General features: G+C 39.5%; 4 protein-coding genes. All 4 read right to left on the bottom strand.

Annotated elements, in window-relative coordinates:
- Positions 1–123: 123 nt before the first annotated feature.
- Positions 124–1,074, bottom strand: a complete 951-nt coding sequence (locus CIK96_RS12070; RefSeq protein ID WP_094440712.1) for a hypothetical protein — start codon at positions 1,072–1,074, stop codon at positions 124–126.
- An 85-nt stretch (positions 1,075–1,159) separates the two neighbouring features.
- The gene (locus CIK96_RS12075; RefSeq protein WP_094390817.1) at positions 1,160–1,339 is read right to left on the bottom strand and encodes a hypothetical protein; all 180 of its coding nucleotides are present in this window, start codon (positions 1,337–1,339) and stop codon (positions 1,160–1,162) included.
- 11 nt (positions 1,340–1,350) lie between these two features.
- Entirely contained in the window at positions 1,351–1,800 is a 450-nt protein-coding gene (locus tag CIK96_RS12080) for an HTH domain-containing protein (protein WP_094390818.1), read from the bottom strand.
- 3 nt (positions 1,801–1,803) lie between these two features.
- On the bottom strand, positions 1,804–2,796 hold the full coding sequence (locus tag CIK96_RS12085; RefSeq protein WP_158214870.1) for a helix-turn-helix domain-containing protein: 993 nt from the start codon (positions 2,794–2,796) through the stop codon (positions 1,804–1,806).
- Positions 2,797–3,079: the final 283 nt, after the last annotated feature.

Below are 3,079 nucleotides of genomic sequence, written 5' to 3' on the forward strand. Positions count from 1 at the left end.
TTCTCTTATCGTCTGCGCAGGCATTCCGTTCTCAATCATCTGACAGATAGCCAGACGTTCTTTCAATGAGCGTTTCTTATACTTCATATTCTTGTTGGTTGTGTCCAACTTTTGGGGTTCAGTTCATAAGTTGCGAAGACTTTCATCATTATCACCTACTAAAACTTCTCTCAAAGATTCGTAAGCAGCTTTGATGGCAGTCAGCATCTCTTCATCACTTTCAAAACGTTCAGGTAACCATGACGGAGTAACTCTATCACTCAAGATCATTTTATATAATGGTTTGAGCAATGGAACACGAACTGTTTTGTGCTGTTGCTTATAAAGATTTACAGCTTTATTGACTGCCCCTACAATATAGTTATAGTTGCCTATCTTTTTCTGAGTCAATGTATTATTAAAAAAGTCAATCTGAAAAAACTCAGTCAGACGCTTTCCTTCAAGAGTATCAGTAAATTCTGTCTCTATACTAGAAAAGTACTCATTTACTCCTATCCCAGAAATTGCATTAAAGGATGCTATATTATCAAGAAACATCGGCAAATTCTCATGAATAAGTCGATAAGCTATCGTACCGGATTTGGCATCGCCTGAATATAAATTTTTACGATTGTCATTAAACGCATCAAAGTAAGTGGTAAATTTGCTAAATTTGTTCACCACACTCTTCTCTTCCTCACTTACAAAAGCAGGAAGATACTCCTTAATAAGATTTTTCTTGAATAAATTAGTAAATAAAGAATTCTTTCTGAAAGCTTCAGTTATCTGATTACGCATTTTGGTCTTGATTTTGTCAAAATCCTCAGCATCTCTATTAGAGTTTTCTGCCAATGACACATATTTCTCCAAATCATCTTTTTTGATTTTAACACAGTTAAGACACTTATCGATAAAATCCTTATGATAACGATCAATAATATCCTTTACTATTTTGTAATCTTCGGCACGCTGATCATCCTGCTCAATAAGCTTTTTAGCTTCAATGAGCTCTTGCGTCTTACCCACTGGCTTTAATTCTACCCCAATAGTCTTAGTTAAAGAATACAAGCCTGTTAGTTCTTTAATTTCTTTCATATAATTCTCTTTTAAAATGTTCACTAACTAATTACTACTACGAAAAAACAAAATTGAATTTCCGATTTTCCGGTAGGAGTTATTATTATGTACCTCTCATTTTTTCCAGCAAGTTCATCCTTGCTTTATCAGCAATCTCTTTCGCCTCCTGATAGCACCCATCAATTTCTTCATAGGTGTATGCATTCCGAGCCTCAGCGATGCTTTCGGTTGCAACCTCTTCGAACATATCGAAGACAATTTGCTCATTATTTTTTTCCTTCATATCTAACACTATTAAGAATTAGTATTTCCTTGTTCGAGTATCACCCAAACACCGGTTTTATCACTTCCTTCGTGTCTTATGATACCTGCTTTTTGCATTAACGCCAAATCTCTTTCTATAGTTCTTACTGTCACCGACAATGTTTCAGACATTTGCTTAGCTGTCACCATAGGATTTGACTTAATAACAGACACCATAATAGTCTGTCGCTCTGTTAGTTTCACATCGGATGTTTCTCTTGAATTTACACCGACATTTACACCGACATTTACACCGACATCCCCGCCACGCTCTGCGATAACTTCGTCTATCGTCTTGCGCTGAATTATCGCCATCACACCACCTCCATTTTCTTCTATCGTTGGCAATGGCAAGCTGGCACGTTCAAACTCCTCGGCAATCTTCTTGAAACCACGTCCCCATGACTCCTTATATTCTATATTTTGACTTTCATTCTGCATATTCTATTCCTCCATACTTTTGATGATTGAGTTGACTCTCTTCTCCCTTCCCAATGTCTCAGGAAATGCATAGTGGCCATTACCTATTTCTCGAGGATTAGGCTCTATATGCTCGGCATACCATGCCCGTTTATACTCGGTGGTAATAATGCCGTAATCTCTGGTGGCGATGATGGAAGCGGCGAGAGATGCGCCATACAGTTCCTTGATGTCAATCATCTCCTCCAGCGTTATCTTCTCACGCTTCTTGGAACCCAACTCTTCAATAAGCTCCAATTTAGGAAGAAGAAAGAAACTGGCAAAGAGATCACAACGCTTCTCCAGCCTCAGCGGACTATCTTCTGGGAAGAGGAGAAGCAGATGGGCCAGTTCATGTACTGCCGTGAAGCGAAGTTTCTCTACGCTACTCTTTTCCGGATTGAAATCGAGAATCATCAACGGATGCTTCTTATCTGCCCAGGTGCTCATTCCGAAGACATACTCTGGAAGATTAGCAGCAAGTATCATGATACCTTTTCTTTCCAGAAGTCTCAGGATACTGGCAATGGGTCCATCACCACAATGCCATTTTTCACGAAGAAGACTGGATGCCTGGATGGCATCTTCCAGCGTTGATATCTTGGTACCTTTTAGCGGATTCTTGAACTGGGTAGGAAAACCCGCTTCTTTCTCCTTGGCTAGATACTGCTCTGCCCAAAACGAGAGTTTTGCTTCAAGGGCTTGCAACTCGTCTTCGGACAACTTACCATTGGAGGTGGTGCGAAGCATAGGCATGTCTATCTTGAGATTGGTTCCTTCGAAATATTCCTCGCTGATATTGAGGGCTTTGGCTATGGCTTGCAGGGCATCACGCTTAGGGCGCATGATGCCTTTCTCATATCGGGAGATGCTCTGCTTGGTGATGGCTCCGTTGGTCCGCTCTACGAGTTTATCCATACTGAGTCCCATCATCAGGCGAGCTTCCCGCAATCTTATAGAAAATGAGTTATTAGTCATATTTATTAGTCCTTTGATTTGTTGACAAATATAAAAAGAATATCTGAAATTGTCACTAAACAACATAGAAATTTAACATAAAAAAGCACTTGAATACAAGAAGATTTAAGAAAAAATCCGTGTCATCCATGTGAGATTAAAATTTCCGTGATTTCTGTGCGACATTAAAAAATCCGTGTTCTCCGTGTGATCCGTGGATAAAAGATTTCCGTGATTTCTGTGATTTCGACATCATCCAGACATGATATGATGCCTTCATCAAAGAGGAGTTGGACAAAAGAGG

The sequence above is a fragment of the Prevotella sp. P4-98 genome (assembly GCF_002251405.1).
Classification (GTDB): Bacteria; Bacteroidota; Bacteroidia; order Bacteroidales; family Bacteroidaceae; genus Prevotella.